This is a genomic window from Gottschalkia acidurici 9a, from assembly GCF_000299355.1.
Classification (GTDB): domain Bacteria; phylum Bacillota; class Clostridia; order Tissierellales; family Gottschalkiaceae; genus Gottschalkia; species Gottschalkia acidurici.
On the sequence record NC_018664.1, the window covers coordinates 1,283,898 to 1,303,267 of the forward strand.

The window sequence follows — 19,370 nt, forward strand, 5'->3', positions numbered from 1 at the left end:
ATTGGAGGTATTTAAATGAAACTTACAGTAGCACAGAAAATTATAAAAGATCACTTAGTTAGTGGTGAACTAATAAAAGGAACTGAAATTGGTCTAAGAATAGATCAGACATTAACACAAGATTCAACTGGTACTATGGCTTATTTACAATTTGAAGCTATGGGTGTAGATAGAGTAAAAACTAAAAGATCAGTAGCTTATATAGATCATAATATGTTACAAGCAGGACCAGAAAATGCAGATGATCATTTATATATACAAACTGTAGCAAAGAAACATGGTATATACTTCTCAAAACCAGGTAACGGAATATGTCACCAAGTACACTTAGAAAGATTCGGTATTCCAGGTCAAACTTTATTAGGATCAGATAGCCATACTCCTACTAACGGAGGAATAGGAATGTTAGCTATAGGTGCAGGAGGACTTGATGTTGCTGTAGCTATGGCTGGTGGAGAGTACTATATAACTATGCCTTCTATAGTTAAAGTAGAGTTAAAAGGAAAGCTTAAACCTGGAGTAGCATCTAAAGATATAATATTAGAAGTATTAAGAAGATGTACGGTAAAAGGTGGAGTAAACAAAGTATTTGAATATTGTGGAGAAGGAATAAAAGGTTTAACAGTTCCAGATAGAGCTACAATTACTAATATGGGAGCGGAACTTGGAGCTACTACATCAATATTCCCATCAGATGAGGTAACTTTAGAATTCTTAAAAGCTCAAGGAAGAGAAGAAGATTATTTAGAGATAAAAGCAGATGAGGATGCAGTTTATGATGAAGAAATAGTAATAAACTTAGATGAGTTAGAGCCATTAATAGCATGTCCACATAGCCCAGATGCTGTAGTACCTATAACTGAAGTAGAAGGTACAAAAGTTAATCAAATAGGGATAGGAAGTTGTACGAACTCATCATTCACAGATATGATGAAAGTTGCAGACATATTAGAGGGTAAAACTGTATCAGAACATGTTTCACTAGTAATATCGCCAGGATCAAAGCAAGTTTTAAATATGCTTGCAGAAAACGGAGCACTTGCTAAATTAGTAGCGGCAGGAGCTAGAATACTAGAGTGTGGTTGTGGACCATGTATAGGTATGGGTCAAGCACCAAGTACAGATGCAGTTTCTCTTAGAACATTTAACAGAAACTTTAAAGGTAGATCAGGAACTGTTTCAGCTGATGTTTATCTAGTAAGCCCTGAAGTAGCAGCAGTTTCGGCAATTACAGGACAAATTACTAATCCAAGAAACTATATAGAGGGATTTGACATAGAACAACCTAAAAACTTCTTAATAAATGATAATTTAGTAATAGCACCTGCTGAATCAAATAATGATATAGAAGTGGTAAGAGGACCTAATATAAAACCATTCCCTAAAGCAGAACCATTAGCAGAAAATATAACAGGAAAAGCATTAATAAAAGTAGAGGATAATATAACTACTGACCACATAATGCCTTCAAATGCTAAATTATTACCATATAGATCAAACATACCTTATTTATCAGATTATTGTTTAACTCCATGTGACCCTGAGTTCCCACAAAGAGCTAAAGAAAATGGTGGAGGGTTTATAATAGGTGGTTCAAACTATGGACAGGGATCAAGTCGTGAGCACGCAGCGTTAGCTCCACTATATTTAGGAATAAAAGGGGTAATAGCTAAATCATTTGCTAGAATCCATAAACAAAATCTAATAAATAATGGAATACTTCCATTAACATTTGAGAACGAAAATGATTATGATGATATAGATCTTCTAGATGAACTAGTAATAGAAAATGCAACAGATCAAGTAAAAGGTAGTACATTAATCATCAAAAATGTTACTAAAAATAAAGAGTATAAGCTAAACCTAGATGCAACTGAAAAACAAAAGAACATGTTAGAAGCAGGTGGACTTCTAAACGTGATTAAACAAAGCAACAAATAAAGATATGTAATTAATGCAAATTTAGGCTAGATGTGTTATAATGTCTAGACTAAACATCGAAGTATAGATAATCAGGATCTTAATTGATTTTGGTTATCTATATTTATATATAATATAAAAGGAGAAAAGAAATGGACGTCAGAAGCAAACTAAAACAAGCTGAAAAAATCGTAATTAAAGTAGGAACTTCTAGCTTAACTTACTCAAATGGAAAGCTGAACTTAGAGCGTATAGAAAGGTTAGCTAGAGTATTGTCTGATTTAAATAATCAAGATAAAAAAATAGTACTAGTTTCATCAGGGGCTATAGGAGTTGGAGTAGAAAGACTAGGTCTTAATAGAACAGAGGTTACATTACCAGAAAAGCAAGCCTCAGCTTCTGTAGGTCAAGCGATCCTTATGAAAATATACCAAAAGTTCTTTGAAGAATACAACACTCCAGTATCACAGATACTCTTAACTAAAGATGTTATGGATGGTGGCATAAGAAAAGAGAACGCACAAAATACATTTAATACGCTTCTGGATATGGGAGTAATTCCAATAGTAAATGAAAATGATACTATATCAACTTTTGAGATAGAGTTTGGAGATAACGATACACTTTCAGCAACAGTAGCTTCTTTAGTAGGTGCTGATTTACTTATACTACTTACAGATATAGATGGACTATTTACAGCAGATCCTAGAAAAGATAAAAATGCAGAAATTATATCTGTAGTGGAAGAAATAAATGAGGAAATAGATAGTGCAGCTGATGGAGCTGGAAGTAAACTAGGAACGGGTGGAATGGTTACTAAGATATCAGCAGCAAAGATATGCTGTAGCTATGGAATAGATACTGTAATAGCAAATGGCGAAGATCCTAAAATTATATACGATATATTGGATGCAAAAGAAATAGGAACTTTATTTTTGTCAGGTAAATAGATTGTATATTTAAGCAAAGTATTGCATTAACATACTAAAGTGTTGTATAATCTATAAAACTATAATCAGGTGGTGAAGATATGAGTAATTTAATAGATATGGGTAAAGATGCTAAAAAAGCAAGTACTATATTAGCTAGATTATCTTCGGGTGAAAAAAATGAAGGCTTGAGAACAGCGGCTGAATTTTTAATAAATAGAAAACAAGAAATTTTAGAAGCTAATAAAAAGGATTTGACTGAAGCTAAAGCAAATGGAATTAGTGGAGCACTTTTAGATAGACTAACATTAGATGATGAACGTATAAAATCTATGGCGGATGGATTACTAGATATAGTAGGGTTAAATGATCCGATAGGTGAGGGATTATCTACTATAAAAAGACCTAACGGACTTATAATAGGGCAAAAGAGAGTGCCTTTAGGAGTTATAGGAATTATATATGAGGCAAGACCAAATGTAACAGTAGATGGATTTGGGTTATGTTTAAAAACGGGAAATGCTGTTATTTTAAGAGGTGGAAAAGAAGCTATAAATACTAATATAGCTACCATAAATATAATACAAGATGCACTAGAAAAATGTGGACTTCCAAAAGAATCTGTACAGCTTGTAAAAGATACATCTAGAGAAGTAGCAAACGAAATGATGAAATTAAATGAATATCTAGATGTGCTTATACCAAGAGGAGGAGCGGGACTTATAAAAGCAATACTTGAAAATAGTACTGTACCAGTTATAGAAACTGGAGCTGGAAACTGTCATGTATACGTAGACAGTGAAGCTAGCATAGATATGGCTGTTCCTATAATAGTAAATGCTAAGACACAAAGACCAGGTGTATGTAATTCTATAGAAAAGGTAATAATTCATAAAGACATAGTTAAAGAAGCTATAAGACCAATATATGAGAGTTTAAAAGAATACAATGTAGAAGTTCGTGGAGATGAGGTAGTTAAAAGTCTTATACCAGAAATAATAGAGGCATCTGAGGATGATTGGGGTACAGAGTATTTAGACTTTACGATAGCTATAAAAACGGTTGAATCTATAGAGGAAGCTATAGATCACATAAATAAATACAGCACAAAGCACTCAGAATCTATTATTACTAAAAATTACTTTAATGCACAAAAATTCTTAGATGAAGTGGATTCAGCAGCTGTATATGTAAATGCTTCAACAAGATTTACTGACGGGTCTGAATTTGGATACGGAGCAGAAATAGGTATAAGTACTCAAAAGCTTCATGCAAGAGGACCAATGGGATTAAGAGAATTAACTTCTACTAAATATATAATATACGGTAATGGTCAAATAAGAGGGTAAATGATTTTTTAGGCGAAAGAGGCGATGATATGAAAAGATTTAAAAGAATATTAGTAGCTAATAGAGGAGAAATAGCTATAAGAATATTTAGAGCATGTAGTGAACTAGGAATAAGATCTGTGGCTATATACTCTGATGAGGATAAAAACTCTTTATTTAGAACTAAAGCAGATGAGTCATATTTAATAGGTAAAAACAAAGGACCTGTAGAGGCATATCTGAATATTGATGAGATCATAAAATTAGCAGTGAAAAAAGGTGTAGATGCAATACATCCAGGTTATGGTTTTCTTTCAGAAAACACAGAGTTTGCTCGTAAATGTGAGGAGGCAGGTATAGAATTTATAGGACCTACTCATGAAATGATGGATAAGGTAGGAGACAAAATAAAGTCTAAAATAGTTGCAAACAGTGTGAATGTGCCTACTATTCCAGGTGTTGAAAGAGCTGCTTATTCAGAAGAAGAAGCGTTAGAATATGCAAGAAAGTGCGGATACCCAGTAATACTGAAAGCTTCTGCCGGTGGTGGTGGTAGAGGTATGAGAATAGTTAGAGAAGAAAAGGATCTTATAGCTGAATACCATAGTGCTAAAAATGAAGCTAAAAAGGCGTTTGGTATAGATGATGTATTCGTAGAAAAGTATATAGAAAAGCCAAAACATATAGAAGTACAGGTTTTAGGAGACAAATATGGTAATATAGTTCATTTGTATGAAAGAGATTGCTCTATACAAAGAAGACATCAAAAAGTCATCGAATTTACTCCAGCTCTTTCTATAACTGAAGAACAAAGACAAAAAATGTGTGAAGATGCAGTTAAAATAGCTAAAGCTGTTAACTATAGAAGTGCAGGTACAGTAGAATTTTTATTAGATATGCATGGAAACCATTACTTTATAGAAATGAATCCAAGAATTCAAGTTGAGCACACTATAACAGAAATGGTTACAGGAGTAGACTTAGTTCAAAGTCAAATCCTAATAGCAGAAGGATACTCTCTAGACTCAAAAGAAATAGGGATAGAATCTCAAGATAGTATAAAAACACAAGGATATTCTATACAATGTAGAGTTACAACGGAAGATCCATTAAACAATTTTGCACCAGATACAGGTATGATAGACCTTTATAGAACAGGGTCAGGGTTCGGAATAAGATTAGATGGAGGTAATGGATTTACAGGTTCAGTAATAAGTCCTTACTATGACAGTCTTTTAGTTAAGGCAATATCATGGAGCAGAACTTTTGAAGATACTATAAGAAAAGCAAATAGAACTCTAAGAGAATTAAAAATTAGAGGTGTAAAAACTAATATACCTTTCTTAATAAATGTGTTGAATCACGAAGAATTTAAAAAGGGCAGCTGTGATACAGGATTTATTGAAAATAACCCAGAGTTGTTTATAATAGGAACTAAAGCGGACAAAGAGCTTAAAGTATTAAATTATATAGGTGAAAAAGTAATAAACGAAGGAAAGCGAGTAAGACCGGAAGTAGATGTTCCTATAGTTCCTAAATATGAGATGCCGGAAAGTCTGTATGGAACAAAACAAATATTAGATGAAAAAGGTGCAGATGGATTAGTAGAGTGGATAAAAGATAGTAAAAAGCTTTTACTTACAGATACTACTATGAGAGATGCTCACCAATCACTTATGGCAACTAGAATGAGAACACTAGACATGGTAAAAGTAGCTAAGGCAACGTCTGTACTTGCTAAAGACTTATTCTCATTAGAATTATGGGGAGGAGCTACATTTGACGTAGCATATAGATTCTTAAAAGAGTCTCCATGGGAAAGATTAGAACTTTTAAGAAGTAAAATACCAAATGTACTATTCCAAATGCTTATAAGAGGGGCAAATGGTGTTGGATATAAAAACTATCCAGATAATGTGATTAGAGAGTTCATAAAAGAATCAGCTCAAACGGGAATAGACGTATTTAGAATATTTGATTCACTTAACTGGTTAAAAGGAATGGAAGTAGCTATAGATGAAGTACTGAAAACAGGAAAAGTAGCAGAAGCATGTATTTGTTATACAGGAGATATACTAGACGACAGTAGAGATAAATATACTTTAGACTATTATGTAAAAACAGCTAAGGAAATAGAAAAAATGGGAGCACATATTTTAGCAATAAAAGATATGTCTGCATTATTAAAACCTCATGCTGCATATAAGCTAGTTAAAGCATTAAAAGAGGAAATAAGTTTACCAATACACTTACACACTCATGATACTAGTGGAAATGGGGTAGCAGCTATATTAATGGCTACAGAAGCAGGAGTAGACATAGTAGATACTGCATTTAATAGTATGTCAGGACTTACTAGTCAACCAGCACTAAACTCTGTGGTTGCAGCTCTTGAGAATACAAGTAGAAGCACAGGTATGGAACTAGATGGCTTACAACAAATATCAGACTACTGGAGTGCAGTAAGACCTGCATATAGTCAATTTGAATCAGGGCTTAAATCAGGAACTACTGAGATATATAAATACGAGATACCTGGTGGGCAATACTCAAACTTAAAACCACAAGTTGAAAGCTTTGGTCTAGGTCATAGATTTGATGAAGTTAAAGAAATGTATAAAGAAGTTAACGAAATGTTTGGAGATATAGTTAAGGTAACTCCATCATCTAAAACAGTTGGAGACATGGCCATATTTATGGTTCAAAATGACTTAACAGCAGAAAACATATATACAAAGGGTAAAGATATGTCGTTCCCAGATTCTGTAGTAAACTACTTTAGTGGAATGATGGGTCAACCAATAGGAGGATTTCCTGAAGAACTACAAAAATTAGTTCTAAAAGGCGAAGAGCCTATAACTTGTAGACCTGGGGAGTTATTAGAACCAGAAGATTTTGATAAAATAGGAGAATACCTAAAAGAAAAGTTTGATATAGAGCCAACTATGAAAGATAAGCTAGCATATGCGCTATATCCAAAAGTGTATGAAGAGTATGTAACTTATGTAAAAGAAAATGGTGACTTCAGTAGAATGGGTACTGATATTTATTTCTACGGACTAGGAGAAGGAGAAACTTGCCAGGTAGAAATAGAAGAAGGTAAGATACTAGTTATAAAACTTCTTGAGATAGGAAGATTAGAAGATGATGGAAATAGAACTCTTTACTTTGAAGTTAACGATTCAAGACGTGCTATAAAAATACATGATAAGGGAAGCAATGTATTAAAAGAAGTTATAAATACTCAAATGGCAGATCCTGAAAACGAACTTGAAATTGGAGCTAGTATTCCGGGTACTGTTACTAAGATATTAGTAACATCAGGTGAAAAAGTAAAAGCAAATCAAACAGTTGCAATAATAGAAGCTATGAAAATGGAAACTAATGTGGCAGCATCTACAGACGGTACTATAGAGTCAATTTTAGTAAAAGAAGGACAAATGGTAGATGTTGGACAATTGTTAATAAACTTAAGCTAAAATAGGAGTCTAAATGACTCCTATTTTCAATTTTATAAAAGAAAAGATCAGAGATACTAACGCAGTCAAAAATATTTGATTTTTAGCCATAGAGGCTGTATAATAGCAATTAACACGTAAAAAATAATGATTATACGGAGTTACGAAATATATACAGCCGAAATATTAATAATATAACTATTTTATAATTTGGGGAGGACTCGCTTATGAAGGCTTTAGAGGATAAAATAAGAGAAGAAGGTACGATAGAAGAAGGTGGAATACTAAAAGTTGATAGCTTTTTAAATCATCAACTTGATGTTCCTTTTTTAATCGAAATTGCAAAAGAGTTTAAAAAATTATTTAATACAGATAAATTAACAAAAATACTTACAATAGAAACGTCTGGAATAGCAATAGCTAGTATAGTTGCTCAGCAATATGGAGTGCCAGTATTATTTGCTAGAAAAACAGAAACAAAAAATTTAGATAAAGAAACTTATGAAAGAGATGTATATTCATATACAAAGAGAAAAACATATAAGATAAAAGTGTCTAAAAAGTTTTTAACTAAAGATGATCATGTATTAGTAATAGACGACTTTTTAGCTAACGGAGAAGCTGCGCTAGGACTTATAGATATAGTGAAACAGTCAGGAGCAACTTTTGAAGGACTAGGAATAGTTATAGAAAAAGGATTCCAAAAAGGTGGTCAAAAACTAAGAGAAGAAGGAATAAATTTAAAGTCACTTGCAATAGTAGATTCTTTAGAAAACAATGAGATTAAATTTAGAGAAATTTAGTTTATAAAAATAATAAGTTCTGATAGTGCTTTGAATTAAGATAAGCGGGGGATACAAATGATTCTAGATTGGAAAAAGATACTAATTCCATATGAACAAGCTGTAGAAGAGTTAAAGATAAAATTCAAAAGTATTAGAAGTGGCTATAAAAGGGCAGATGAATACTCTCCTATAGAGTTTGTAACAGGAAGAGTTAAAGAGATCTCTAGTATATTAGAGAAGGCTAGAAAACTAGATGTACCTATAGATAAGATAGAAGAAGAAATAGAGGATATCGCAGGTATACGTATAATGTGCCAGTTAGTTGATGATATAGAGAAAGTAGTAAGCTTAATAAGAAGTAGAGATGGGAAAGATTTAAAGATAGTATATGAGAAGGATTATATAACAAATATTAAAGAGAGTGGATATAGGAGTTATCATATAATTATAAAATATAGAGTACATACTGCAATGGGTGAAAAAGAAATACTAGCAGAAATTCAAATAAGAACCTTAGCTATGAATTTTTGGGCTACTATAGAACATTCTTTAAATTATAAGTTTAAGTATAACATACCTAAAGATATAAGAGTAAGGCTTAAAAATGCAGCAGAAGCAGCATTTTTACTAGATGAAGAGATGTCTGAAATAAAAGATGAAATAATAGATGCTCAAGGAATGTTTAGATCTAGGTCATCTATTATAGCTGAAGTTTTAGGGAAGATACAAAAAGTATATTTCAGAGGAAAATCAGAAAATATTGAGAACATAGAAAAGGAATTTTGGGAGCTCAAAGATAAAGGAAGTTACAAAGAGCTAGTGGAATTTAATAATAGATTAGATGAACTTTTATAATAGATATGAGTAAGTAAAAATATAACTAGGCTCGATATTATCAATATCGAGCCTAGTTATATTTTTATATAGTAATTATGCTATTTATCACTTCTAACTTTGATTATAAACCCAGTACATAAAGCAGTTATAGGAATAGCTAATACAAGACCAATACTACCTACCAAGGCTCTAACTACTTCTGTAGCTATAAGATCCAAATTAAGAATCTTTGATAGGGAAGTGTTGTATGCCATAAATAATAGCAACAGAGGAATAGAACTACCTGTATAAGCTAATATAAGGGTATTTGACATAGTTCCCATAATATCTTTACCTATATTTAATCCAGATTTGACCAAGGATTTATAAGAAGTGTCAGGACTAAGTTCCTTAAGTTCATACATAGCTGAAGATATAGACATACTAACATCCATAACAGCTCCAAGAGTACCTATGATTATACCTGCAAAAAGAAGACTTCTAAAGTCAAAGTTTACTTCTTGAGGAATAAACATGAGCATACTAGCTTCTTCACTACTTAATCCAGTAAGTCTAACAAGAGAACCTACAATATAAGCTAGAAAACCTGCAAATAATACACCACCAGTAGTACCAACAATTGCAGATACTGATTTCATATTTACTCCTGCAATTATAAAGAAAGTAATAAGAGTTATAAATATAGTACATACAATGGTTACTAATAAAGGATCGTATCCCTTTAATATTAAAGGTAACATTACATAAAGTACTATAAATCCGGTAATTAATAACGTAACTACTGACTTAACACCTTTAAATCCACCTATAGCTATTAAAGAAACTATGAAAATAATGACTAAGACAAACAAGTATGTATCTCTTACAAAATCACTTACATAAACATTAATATTATTTTCTCCTTTATCTTCTATACTTAATACAACTTTATCGCCCTCTTCTAATACAATATCATAAGCTAAATTACCACTCATACTGTTCTCAACTATGAACTCGTGATCTTTAAAAGTTCCATCTAATACTTTAATTTTGACTATCTGTTTTCTGAAAGATAATTCTGAATTGTTATTTTCACTATCACCACTATCAGATATTATTTTTAATACCTTTCCTTTTGCAGATAATAACTCATGATTCTGGCTATCAGTACTTTCGCTAGGGTTATCAGCAAACACTAAACTAGATAAGCTGAGAATAAGCGTAAGTACAAAAATAAATAATTTTTTCACAAAACATACCTCCAAGAATATTAATAATAACTATTATATCATTACTGAATATAATATTAAAAATTATATAATATTTTAAAGTAATATATAAACTCCATACATATAAATGATATAATAAATTTGTGGCATTATAATATTGGAATTAATAAGATATTTCATAGGAGGATTTAAATATGAGCAATATTCAGATTGTAGTCGATAGTACTTCATATATATCTAGTGATTACATAAAAGAAAATAATATAGAAGTAGTTCATCTTTCTGTAGAGCTTGATGGAAAGACTGATAAAGAAGGTCTCCCGGGAACGTTTAATGAGTATTTCAATAGATTACAGAGTACAAAAGATTTTCCAAAAACATCACAACCACCAATGGGAGAATTTGTAGAAGCATATAAGCGAGCTTTTGAAAGAGGAGATGAAATTTTAGCTATAACATTCTCTTCAAAACTAAGTGGAACTTATAACAGCGCATGTATGGCTGCTGAAATGATAGACTCTGAAAAAATAACTGTTATAGACTCAGAAACAGCAGTAGGTAATTATAGAGTTCTCATAGATATTGCTGTAAATCTAGCTAAAAAAGGAGCAAGTAGAGAAGAGATACTAGAAGAAATAAATAATGCTAGAAAAAATACGAATATAAATTTAACTGTGGAATCTTTAGAATATCTAAAGAGAGGCGGAAGACTTTCAAATGCACAGGCAATTATAGGGGCATTATTAAATATAAAGCCTATTATTGGATTAATAGATGGAGAACTTATTGCTACAGATAAGCTAAGAGGTAAGAAGAAAGCTATAGACTTTATGATTAGCAAGATTCCTGAGAATGTTAAAGTAATAAGTGTAGAATATATCCAAAATCTAGAAGAAGCAGAGAAAATAAAAGAAACACTACAAGAGAAGTTTAAAGATGCAGAAGTTAATTTAAACGAGCTTGGACCAGTTATAGGATCACATTTAGGACCGAAAGCTATAGGAATATGTTCTAGCTGGTAATTTATTAAATTAGCCTGAATAAAACTTATTATAAATAAAAATAAGCATATATCTAAAGAATTTGTCCTTAGGATATCTGCTTATTTTTATATTTATTATATACATATTCACTATAAATGAGTAGATTAATCAATAAGTCCTACTTTTCCTTTATACTTTCTAGTATATATCTTTCATATTTTTCTATTTCTAAGTTACTATAAACTGAACTCCATAAGAAAGTTTTTATTGACTTTTGTGCTGAATCATCAGGCTGGCTTTCACCAAAGGTATCTTTAAATACTTTAGAAAATACATTAGTTATGTATAATCCACCATCAAAGTCATCTAAGTCATCTAGCTTATTCAAATCTATTAGATCCTTAACACCTTCTCTTACTTTATTTACAAACAATTCTCTTTCTTCTAGAGATATATCCATGAATGATCACTCCTAACCTATATTATATAATTCATATTATAGGTTAATATTAAAAAAGGTCTATAGTGTTAATAACAAAATAGAAAATTGTCATAAAATACACATAAAATTATGCATATTTATGATTAAAATAGCATTAGATTAAGAAATCTACCTTAATACCCTTTTTATTTTGTAGTAAATATATTATACTGAAAGAAAGTGACAATAAACGATAATAGGAGAGAGCATATGACAACGATTTTCGATGGTTATAAAAATTTAACTGACGAACAAATTATAGATCAAATAACGATACTTGAAACTATTAATTTTACAAACTCTATGAGGCTTTATACAAATAAAGTTAAGGAAAGCACAGTGAAAGTTATTAAAAAGATATGGAATAATATTGATAAAGACACGGAGACAGAAGAAATAAAAACTAAAGAGATATATGAAATACTGGAAGAAAATAAACAAAAGTTAATGGAATTATCTAGACAAGAACTTGATATAAAATTAAAACTTCTTTTATGTGATAAGGTAGAATCAGATATAGAGCTTTCAGAAGAGGAAATTTCTTTAGATATAGTAAATGAAGCAATTAAAATATTGAATATAGGTGACTATTTAACACCAGCTCGAAAGATAGATGAAATATTTGATATATATAATGGAAAAGTGAAAAAATATTTACAGCTTAAAGCCAATGAAGATAGTGAAGATGAAGAAGATAAAAAGATTAAATTGGAAGAAGTACATATAAATATAAACTTTCTAATGGAAGTTATTATCGAAAATATAAAGTCTAAAGATATAATTTATGGGTCTAAGAAAATAGATAGAGAAATATTAAGTCAAAGTATATGGATTTCAGCTTTAAATTATGGTAAGAAGTTTAGTCCATATATTGAGGAGTTACCAAGTAGTAGTTTAAGTATAGTTAAGGATGAAATGATAAAGGAAGATGATCAGTTTTTTAAACTAAAATCAAATTATCAAAAGGCTATTAATGAACTTGATGAAAATGAAATAAGACATATGGATCTAGAGAATGAGTTAGATGAAGTAAAAAAATCACTAGAAAACAAAAAGTATGCTCGATCGGAAACAGAAAATACAAATAAGCAACTTAATAAAAAGATAATAGATATAGAAAGTGAGTTATTATACATAGTAAATAATCTAGAAGTATTGGAAAAGGAAGTTGGATATTTATCAGACAGAATTGAAATAAAAGATAGTAAAGTACTAAATAGATATAATGAAATGAAAAAAGAGTTTGACTTTAAAAAACAAGAAGTAAGAGACATAAAAAATGAGATAAAAGAGAAAGAGGTTAAGATAATAAACTTAACAGAAGGAATTAAAAGTGATGATAAAAATATAAACAATATAACCATAAAAGTAGAATATTTACAAGAAGAAATTAAAAGATTAAAGAAAGTAAGAAGGCAGGCTGAAAAAGAGTATCAAGAAGAGAAAGAGGTAAGATATAAGAAACTGAAGAACTTGTGGAGTCTATATTTTAAGGATATAGATATTCAACCTCAATTTATAAAAGAGGTAGTTGAATATAGACTTAATGACAGATTAAAAATAGAAAGAGTAATTAAAGAACTTCAGGAAGCTAAAAATCCAGAAACTGTGTCAAGAAACTTTAGAAAAAAAGAGAAAAAAGAAAATTTTTATATAGATATAATGTTAAATGAATACAAACAAGTGCGTTTAGAATATAAAATAGAAGAACATAACGAAAATAAAATAAGTTTAATAAGAGTTTATCATGGTGAAAAAATATACTTAGACTAGTATTAAATAATGAAATATAACAATTATGACAAGGTTAACTAGATTACAAACCTTTTCAATAATTGTTATATTCATATAGTCTATAAATCGGACTTCTTCAATAAACTGTCTTTAAATTTACAGATATTTTCACCAGCTATTGGCTTTGAAAAATAGTATCCTTGTATAAAATCACTACCCATATTAGTTAATATGTCAAACTGATCTCTACATTCGATACCTTCTGTTATTACTTTTAATTTTATTGAATGAGCAAGATCAATAATGCCTTTTAATAATGCTAGGTCATATTCATCACTTGTTATATTATCTATAAATGACTTATCTATTTTTAATATGTCTATAGGCAATTTGGCTAGATAGCTCAATGAAGAATATCCAGTACCAAAGTCATCTAGTGATATAGTGAAACCTAAAATACTAAGTTCTTTAATAGTATTAATACATTGATCTAAATCTTTAATCAACGCTTGTTCAGTTATTTCGAATGTTACTCTACTTATATTTATAGATTCAGTTTCTAAAATATTTTTAACTTTACTTACAAAGGATTTATCATAAAGTTGGATAGGAGATATATTTATAGAAACACTTCTGAATTCATATCCTAACTTATCCCATATATTCAATTGCTTACAGACTTCTTTTATCGTCCACTCTCCAATATCTCTTATTAGCCCAGTTTCTTCAGCTACAGGTATGAATTCACTGGGGGACATGTAGCCTAAAGAACTATTATTCCATCTTAACAATGCTTCCATATCATAGAATTGATTACTTTTTAATTCTAATTGAGGTTGATAGTGGACTGATAGCTCCTGATTTGCTATAGCTTCTTTTAAGAATCGATTAATATAAATTTTTCTCTCTATTTCAGCGCTCATACTTTTATCAAATAAAGCATATTTATTTTTACCATTGAGCTTTGCCTTATACATAGCAGTATCTGCATTTTTAAATAGTTCATCTACATCATCACCATGCTCAGGATACATTGCAACACCAATACTTGCAGTTGTACTTACCTCTTTATCTTGAATATAGAAAGTTGAGCTTATCTCATCTAATAACTTACTACAAAGATTTTCAGCGTCAATACTATTTTCTATATCTAGCATTAAAAATACAAACTCATCTCCACCCACTCTTGATGCTATAAATTTATTATTAGTAAACTTATTGAAAGCTTCAGACACCAGTACAAGTAGTTTATCACCATAGCTATGACCTAAATTATCGTTAATGCTTTTAAAACTATCTAAATCGATAAAAATAACAGCACATTTTTTTAGGTTATTACTAGAATTACTTATGTATTTGTTTAAAACAGTAATTATTTTAGGTCTATTAGGTAGATTAGTTAGACTATCGTAGTATGCTAAATGTTTTATTTTTTCTTTTAATGATTTTAATTCTTCGATGTGTTCATTTTTGTTAAATATTTTTACTTCTAGGAATATGAATATAGAGAACAAAACAATAAATATTATACAATTTAATATCATATGAAAAAGTATTGTTTTTTTTGAATTTATGTTATCTTTTATTTCAATATTCCACACAATATCTTCTACTTTAAATTGCTCTATATTACCATTTAAAACTTTTTGAGATGTACTGCTAAAGAACTCATTCATATTGGAATCGTAAAACTTAAAATCATATCTTTCTAATAAATTTGAAGATAATCTTCTTTCAACAACTTTAGAAGAGTCTATAGCCAAAATAAGTAATCCACCAAATTCATCATCTTTAAAATAAGGATATCTTATACTTATTGTTCTCGACTTATCATCCACATTTTTATAGTCATATGGATAGCCTATAGTTATATCTCTAAACTTTAAAGAACTTTCAATTGCTTTTAATTCTTCAGTTCTTCCATCAAGAGATTTGCTTAATTGATATTTATTTTCTTTTAAAGGATATACGATATTAGTAACAGTATATTTATTTTTATGTAATAAGTACTTTATATTTGGATACTGAACAATATATTTTTTTGCCAAAGTATTAAAATTTTCTTCAGTCATTGAACTTTCTGAATCTAAGTCACGAGCGAAAGCTTTTATAATACCAAAGTTATCATATATGTCTTGCTTTAGATCACTAGATAAGTCATTAATTACACTGTATAGATCATTATCATATTCGGTTGTTTTATAGTTATAAAATATAAATTGGTATAGTATCAATAGAATTATTGCTATAAAAATTTGTATAGAAATATAGAGCTTATCCTTGGCTTTCAGAATTAACACCTCCTTTTAAAAACATATGTAAAAGTATTATATCATTACTTTATATATAAATTAATCAATTAATTTTAAAATAGAATATGGATACTAATTGATTAATATTAAAATAAATATAGTATTTTGTTATAATAGTTATATGCTAATACAGACTAAAGATATAAATAAAATAGACTAAAAATTCAAACTATAATATAGGGTGGGAAGAAATTGAGTATATTTAATTTAGACTATATAAACAGATTAGAAGAAGAGTTCTCACTAAACAACTATAATGGAATTAAAACTGAGAATGAGTCATTTAAAGTGGTAGATGGAAGCGTTCCAATACTAATATCTTGTGCTCACTCTGTAAATCAGATAAGGAGAGGAGGATTAAAGCAAAGGGAAAAATATATAGGTAGTGTAGCTAAGCTACTTCATGAGGTAAAAGATGTAAATGTAATATATAAGTATCACAATGATGGAATAGATGATAATTATGTTTTAGAAACGAGATATAAATATGCGATAGAAAATATAATAAAAAAGAAAAACATAAAAATGTTAATAGATATTCATGGTATGGTAGGGAGTTGGAGTAGTAGATTTAGAGGATATTATATAGAGCTAGGTACAGATGACGGAAGAAATTTATTAGGGAATAACTATATTTCAAATGAAGCTGTAAACATATTTAATAAAAATGGAGTAGATAAGGTTGTAGTAGATAAAAAGTTTAAGGCAAGTAAAAACTATACTATAAGCAAATATACTTCAATGAACTGCAGGATACCAACTATGCAAATTGAAATAAGCGGGGATTTTAGAGATCCTAATTTTAACATGTATAACTTTAAGAAAATGATAGATTCTTTTAAGGATATAATAGACTTTGTTAATAGAAGTCTATAAAAATGAATAGAATCAATACCAAAAACCTATGACTTTTAGGAATTTGGTGTTGATATCTTTTTCGCTACGAAATAAAACCTCCACCTACGAGTTCATCACCTATATAAAATACAGCTGCCTGACCAGGAGCAGGAGCTCTTACAGGGTCATAAAATTCTATAGCTATAGCATCTCCTTCAGTATAAATTTTACCTTTATATACCTCAGACCATTGACTAACTTTAATATCTACATCAAGTGGGAGGGTAACATTAGGGCTTAAAAAGTTTGTGTTTTCTAGAATTAATTTATTAACTATTAGATTTTCTTCAGAGCCTAAAACAACTGTATTTTTCTCAGAATCTATTTTAGTAACTACATAGTTAAAAGAAAGATCTTCTCCAAGTTTTCTTTTTTGACCAATTGTATAGTATGCTATACCTTTATGTTTACCTAAAATATTACCTTGATTATCTACAAAATTTCCCTCTATTACTGATGAGCTACATACCTCTTTAAGGTATCTGCCAACCTTTTTATGTTCTATAAAACATATTCCTGTACTATCGCTCTTACTAGAAACTATATTTAACTTTTCTGATGATTTTTTTCTCACATGTTCTTTAGATGCAAATTCTCCTATAGGAAATATTAGATACTCTAATTCTTTCTGAGTTAGTTGAAACAAATTGTATGATTGATCTTTTCTACTATTTATAGCCTTTAATATTCTATAAGTATTAGTTTCACTGTCATATACTTTCCTAGCATAATGTCCAGTTGCAAAATAATCTGCACCGATAGTTTTACAAAAATCCATTAGTCTACCATATTTAAAACTCTTATTACACTTGATACAAGGATTTGGTGTTTTTCCTAGTTCGTATGTTTCTTTGAAATATTTTACCACTATATTGTTAAACTCATTTCTAAAATCTACTATATGATGTTCAATGCCAAGAGTATTGGCTACATATTTAGCTGATTCGATTTCTTTATCTTGGTGGTCTGAAATTCTCATAGTTACACCAATTACTTCATATCCTTCTTCTTGCAAAATCATAGCTGTAGTTCCACTGTCAACACCACCACTGAGACCAACTGCGACTTTTTTTGTTTTACTCATAATATCTCCTCACTCTAAATTAAAAAGTTAATATAAAGTATATTTTACAAACTAGAAATTATCAAGAGATAAAATGAAAAACAGTTGTATAAGGTATTTTAAAATACAATAGATGAACTCTTAGAATTGAATAAGAAAAACGAGAATGAATTACAGTTATTTGCGTTCTTAGACTTTTATATATTTAAAAGAATGACTATAAATATGTTATACTTATAGTAACAAATAGTTTATTATGTGAAATTATTCAACTATATTGATAATATAGATTTTAAATATCATGTGTAATAATGAAAAAGTAGGTAAAAGCGTTAATAAGCGATATTATCTAAATTTAATATAAAACTAAGGAAGGTAGGATGTATATGAGAAAGTTTAAGAAAATTTTAAAGTTGTCAATTATTATAGTATTTATTTTATGTCTATTTGTAATAGTAGGGGACAAGTCTAATATCACTAATTTTAATCCTATAGAAGTATCAAATGTGTTTAAAGATGATGATTATACTAGTAAATATATTTACGTATTAAATAGGGAAGATAAAAATGCAGAATATAAAAAGAATCATAATTCTAAAGCATATCCTGCATCTCTTACAAAGATTATGACAAGTATTGTTGCACTTGAACATATTAATGACTTGTCTGCAACAGCTCCTGTTGACGTAGAGACATATAAGAAAATGGTTGAAAACAATGCTTCTATGGCAGGATTTTATGGAAATGAAGCAGTAACATATCGTGACCTTTTATATGGAACTATGTTAAGTTCTGGTGGGGAAGCTGCAAATTCTCTTGCTATTAATATATCAGGAAGTGTAGATGAATTTGTTAATCTTATGAATAATAAGGCTTCTGAGATAGGTCTTAAAAATACTCGATTTACAAATCCAGAAGGTCTTCATGATAAAAATCAATATACTACAGCTTATGATATGGCTAAACTTTTGGACTATGCTTTGAACAATGGCGATTTTAGAGCAATTTTCACTAAAAAGACTTTTAAGACAACTTCTACACTAGATCATCCTGATGGAATCAATTTGAGATCAACAGTTCTTTCAAAGCTCGAAGGTGTAAGCCAAGAAGGTTTTGAAATAATTGGGGGTAAGTCAGGGACAACGTATGAAGCGGGAGAGTGTTGGGCAACATTTAGTATAAAGAATGGTCGTGAATATATTTGTATAGTTATGGGAGCACCTTTAGAGGATATTAATAATCCAGATATGGCACAGATGTATGATAGCATTAAACTTTATAGTAGGATTGATTAACTTTATATAAAATGATTTTATGAGGATGGCTTTTTATATGATAGCTTTAGCTATTTAAAAACCATATAAAGAGAAATATAGTCAAATATAATAGAATATTAAAAATATTTTATTTATTCTATTAGTTAAATCATAAAAAC

The 19,370-nt window shown here is 29.7% G+C and carries 14 protein-coding genes; 10 read left to right on the forward strand and 4 right to left on the reverse strand.

Annotation, left to right across the window (positions count from 1 at the left end):
• The first annotated feature begins 15 nt into the window (after nucleotides 1-15).
• The 6 genes from CURI_RS05995 to yjbM all read left to right on the forward strand — a co-directional run bounded on the left by CURI_RS05995 (nucleotide 16) and on the right by yjbM (nucleotide 9,275).
• Nucleotides 16-1,941, forward strand: a complete 1,926-nt coding sequence (locus CURI_RS05995; protein WP_014967335.1) for an aconitate hydratase — start codon at nucleotides 16-18, stop codon at nucleotides 1,939-1,941.
• A gap of 131 nt (nucleotides 1,942-2,072) precedes the next feature.
• On the forward strand, nucleotides 2,073-2,870 hold the full coding sequence (gene proB, locus CURI_RS06000) for a glutamate 5-kinase (protein WP_014967336.1): 798 nt from the start codon (nucleotides 2,073-2,075) through the stop codon (nucleotides 2,868-2,870).
• An 80-nt stretch (nucleotides 2,871-2,950) separates the two neighbouring features.
• Nucleotides 2,951-4,198 carry a glutamate-5-semialdehyde dehydrogenase gene (locus CURI_RS06005; protein ID WP_014967337.1) on the forward strand — a complete coding sequence of 416 codons (1,248 nt, stop codon included), beginning with the start codon at nucleotides 2,951-2,953 and terminating at the stop codon, nucleotides 4,196-4,198.
• 29 nt (nucleotides 4,199-4,227) lie between these two features.
• The gene (locus tag CURI_RS06010; RefSeq protein WP_014967338.1) at nucleotides 4,228-7,656 is read left to right on the forward strand and encodes a pyruvate carboxylase; all 3,429 of its coding nucleotides are present in this window, start codon (nucleotides 4,228-4,230) and stop codon (nucleotides 7,654-7,656) included.
• A gap of 206 nt (nucleotides 7,657-7,862) precedes the next feature.
• Complete coding sequence (locus CURI_RS06015; RefSeq protein WP_014967339.1) at nucleotides 7,863-8,438, forward strand: xanthine phosphoribosyltransferase; 576 nt, start codon at nucleotides 7,863-7,865, stop codon at nucleotides 8,436-8,438.
• 57 nt (nucleotides 8,439-8,495) lie between these two features.
• Nucleotides 8,496-9,275 (forward strand): GTP diphosphokinase, encoded by a 780-nt coding sequence (yjbM, locus tag CURI_RS06020; protein WP_014967340.1) that lies wholly within the window; start codon nucleotides 8,496-8,498, stop codon nucleotides 9,273-9,275.
• An 80-nt stretch (nucleotides 9,276-9,355) separates the two neighbouring features.
• On the opposite strand, the gene CURI_RS06025 is transcribed toward yjbM, so the two are convergent.
• Nucleotides 9,356-10,486: a YibE/F family protein gene (locus tag CURI_RS06025; RefSeq protein WP_014967341.1), complete on the reverse strand. Its 1,131-nt coding sequence runs from the start codon at nucleotides 10,484-10,486 to the stop codon at nucleotides 9,356-9,358.
• 173 nt (nucleotides 10,487-10,659) lie between these two features.
• Between CURI_RS06025 and CURI_RS06030 the strand changes: the two genes are divergently transcribed.
• Nucleotides 10,660-11,487: a DegV family protein gene (locus CURI_RS06030; RefSeq protein WP_014967342.1), complete on the forward strand. Its 828-nt coding sequence runs from the start codon at nucleotides 10,660-10,662 to the stop codon at nucleotides 11,485-11,487.
• A 139-nt stretch (nucleotides 11,488-11,626) separates the two neighbouring features.
• Here CURI_RS06030 and CURI_RS06035 read toward each other — a convergent pair whose 3' ends face one another.
• Nucleotides 11,627-11,908, reverse strand: a complete 282-nt coding sequence (locus CURI_RS06035) for a hypothetical protein (protein WP_014967343.1) — start codon at nucleotides 11,906-11,908, stop codon at nucleotides 11,627-11,629.
• 231 nt (nucleotides 11,909-12,139) lie between these two features.
• Here CURI_RS06035 and CURI_RS06040 point away from each other — a divergent pair, with 231 nt between their 5' ends.
• On the forward strand, nucleotides 12,140-13,702 hold the full coding sequence (locus tag CURI_RS06040; RefSeq protein WP_014967344.1) for a PspC-like choline-binding domain-containing protein: 1,563 nt from the start codon (nucleotides 12,140-12,142) through the stop codon (nucleotides 13,700-13,702).
• Between the two features lie 80 nt (nucleotides 13,703-13,782).
• On the opposite strand, the gene CURI_RS15000 is transcribed toward CURI_RS06040, so the two are convergent.
• Nucleotides 13,783-15,897, reverse strand: a complete 2,115-nt coding sequence (locus CURI_RS15000) for a putative bifunctional diguanylate cyclase/phosphodiesterase (RefSeq protein WP_144276004.1) — start codon at nucleotides 15,895-15,897, stop codon at nucleotides 13,783-13,785.
• A gap of 270 nt (nucleotides 15,898-16,167) precedes the next feature.
• Here CURI_RS15000 and CURI_RS06050 point away from each other — a divergent pair, with 270 nt between their 5' ends.
• Nucleotides 16,168-16,851: a hypothetical protein gene (locus CURI_RS06050; protein WP_014967346.1), complete on the forward strand. Its 684-nt coding sequence runs from the start codon at nucleotides 16,168-16,170 to the stop codon at nucleotides 16,849-16,851.
• A gap of 64 nt (nucleotides 16,852-16,915) precedes the next feature.
• Here the strand turns inward: CURI_RS06050 and mnmA are convergent, their stop codons facing one another.
• Entirely contained in the window at nucleotides 16,916-17,956 is a 1,041-nt protein-coding gene (gene mnmA, locus CURI_RS06055) for a tRNA 2-thiouridine(34) synthase MnmA (RefSeq protein ID WP_014967347.1), read from the reverse strand.
• A 365-nt stretch (nucleotides 17,957-18,321) separates the two neighbouring features.
• On the opposite strand from mnmA, the gene CURI_RS06060 reads away from it, so the two are divergent.
• Nucleotides 18,322-19,230: a D-alanyl-D-alanine carboxypeptidase family protein gene (locus tag CURI_RS06060; protein WP_041701990.1), complete on the forward strand. Its 909-nt coding sequence runs from the start codon at nucleotides 18,322-18,324 to the stop codon at nucleotides 19,228-19,230.
• Nucleotides 19,231-19,370 lie beyond the last annotated feature (140 nt).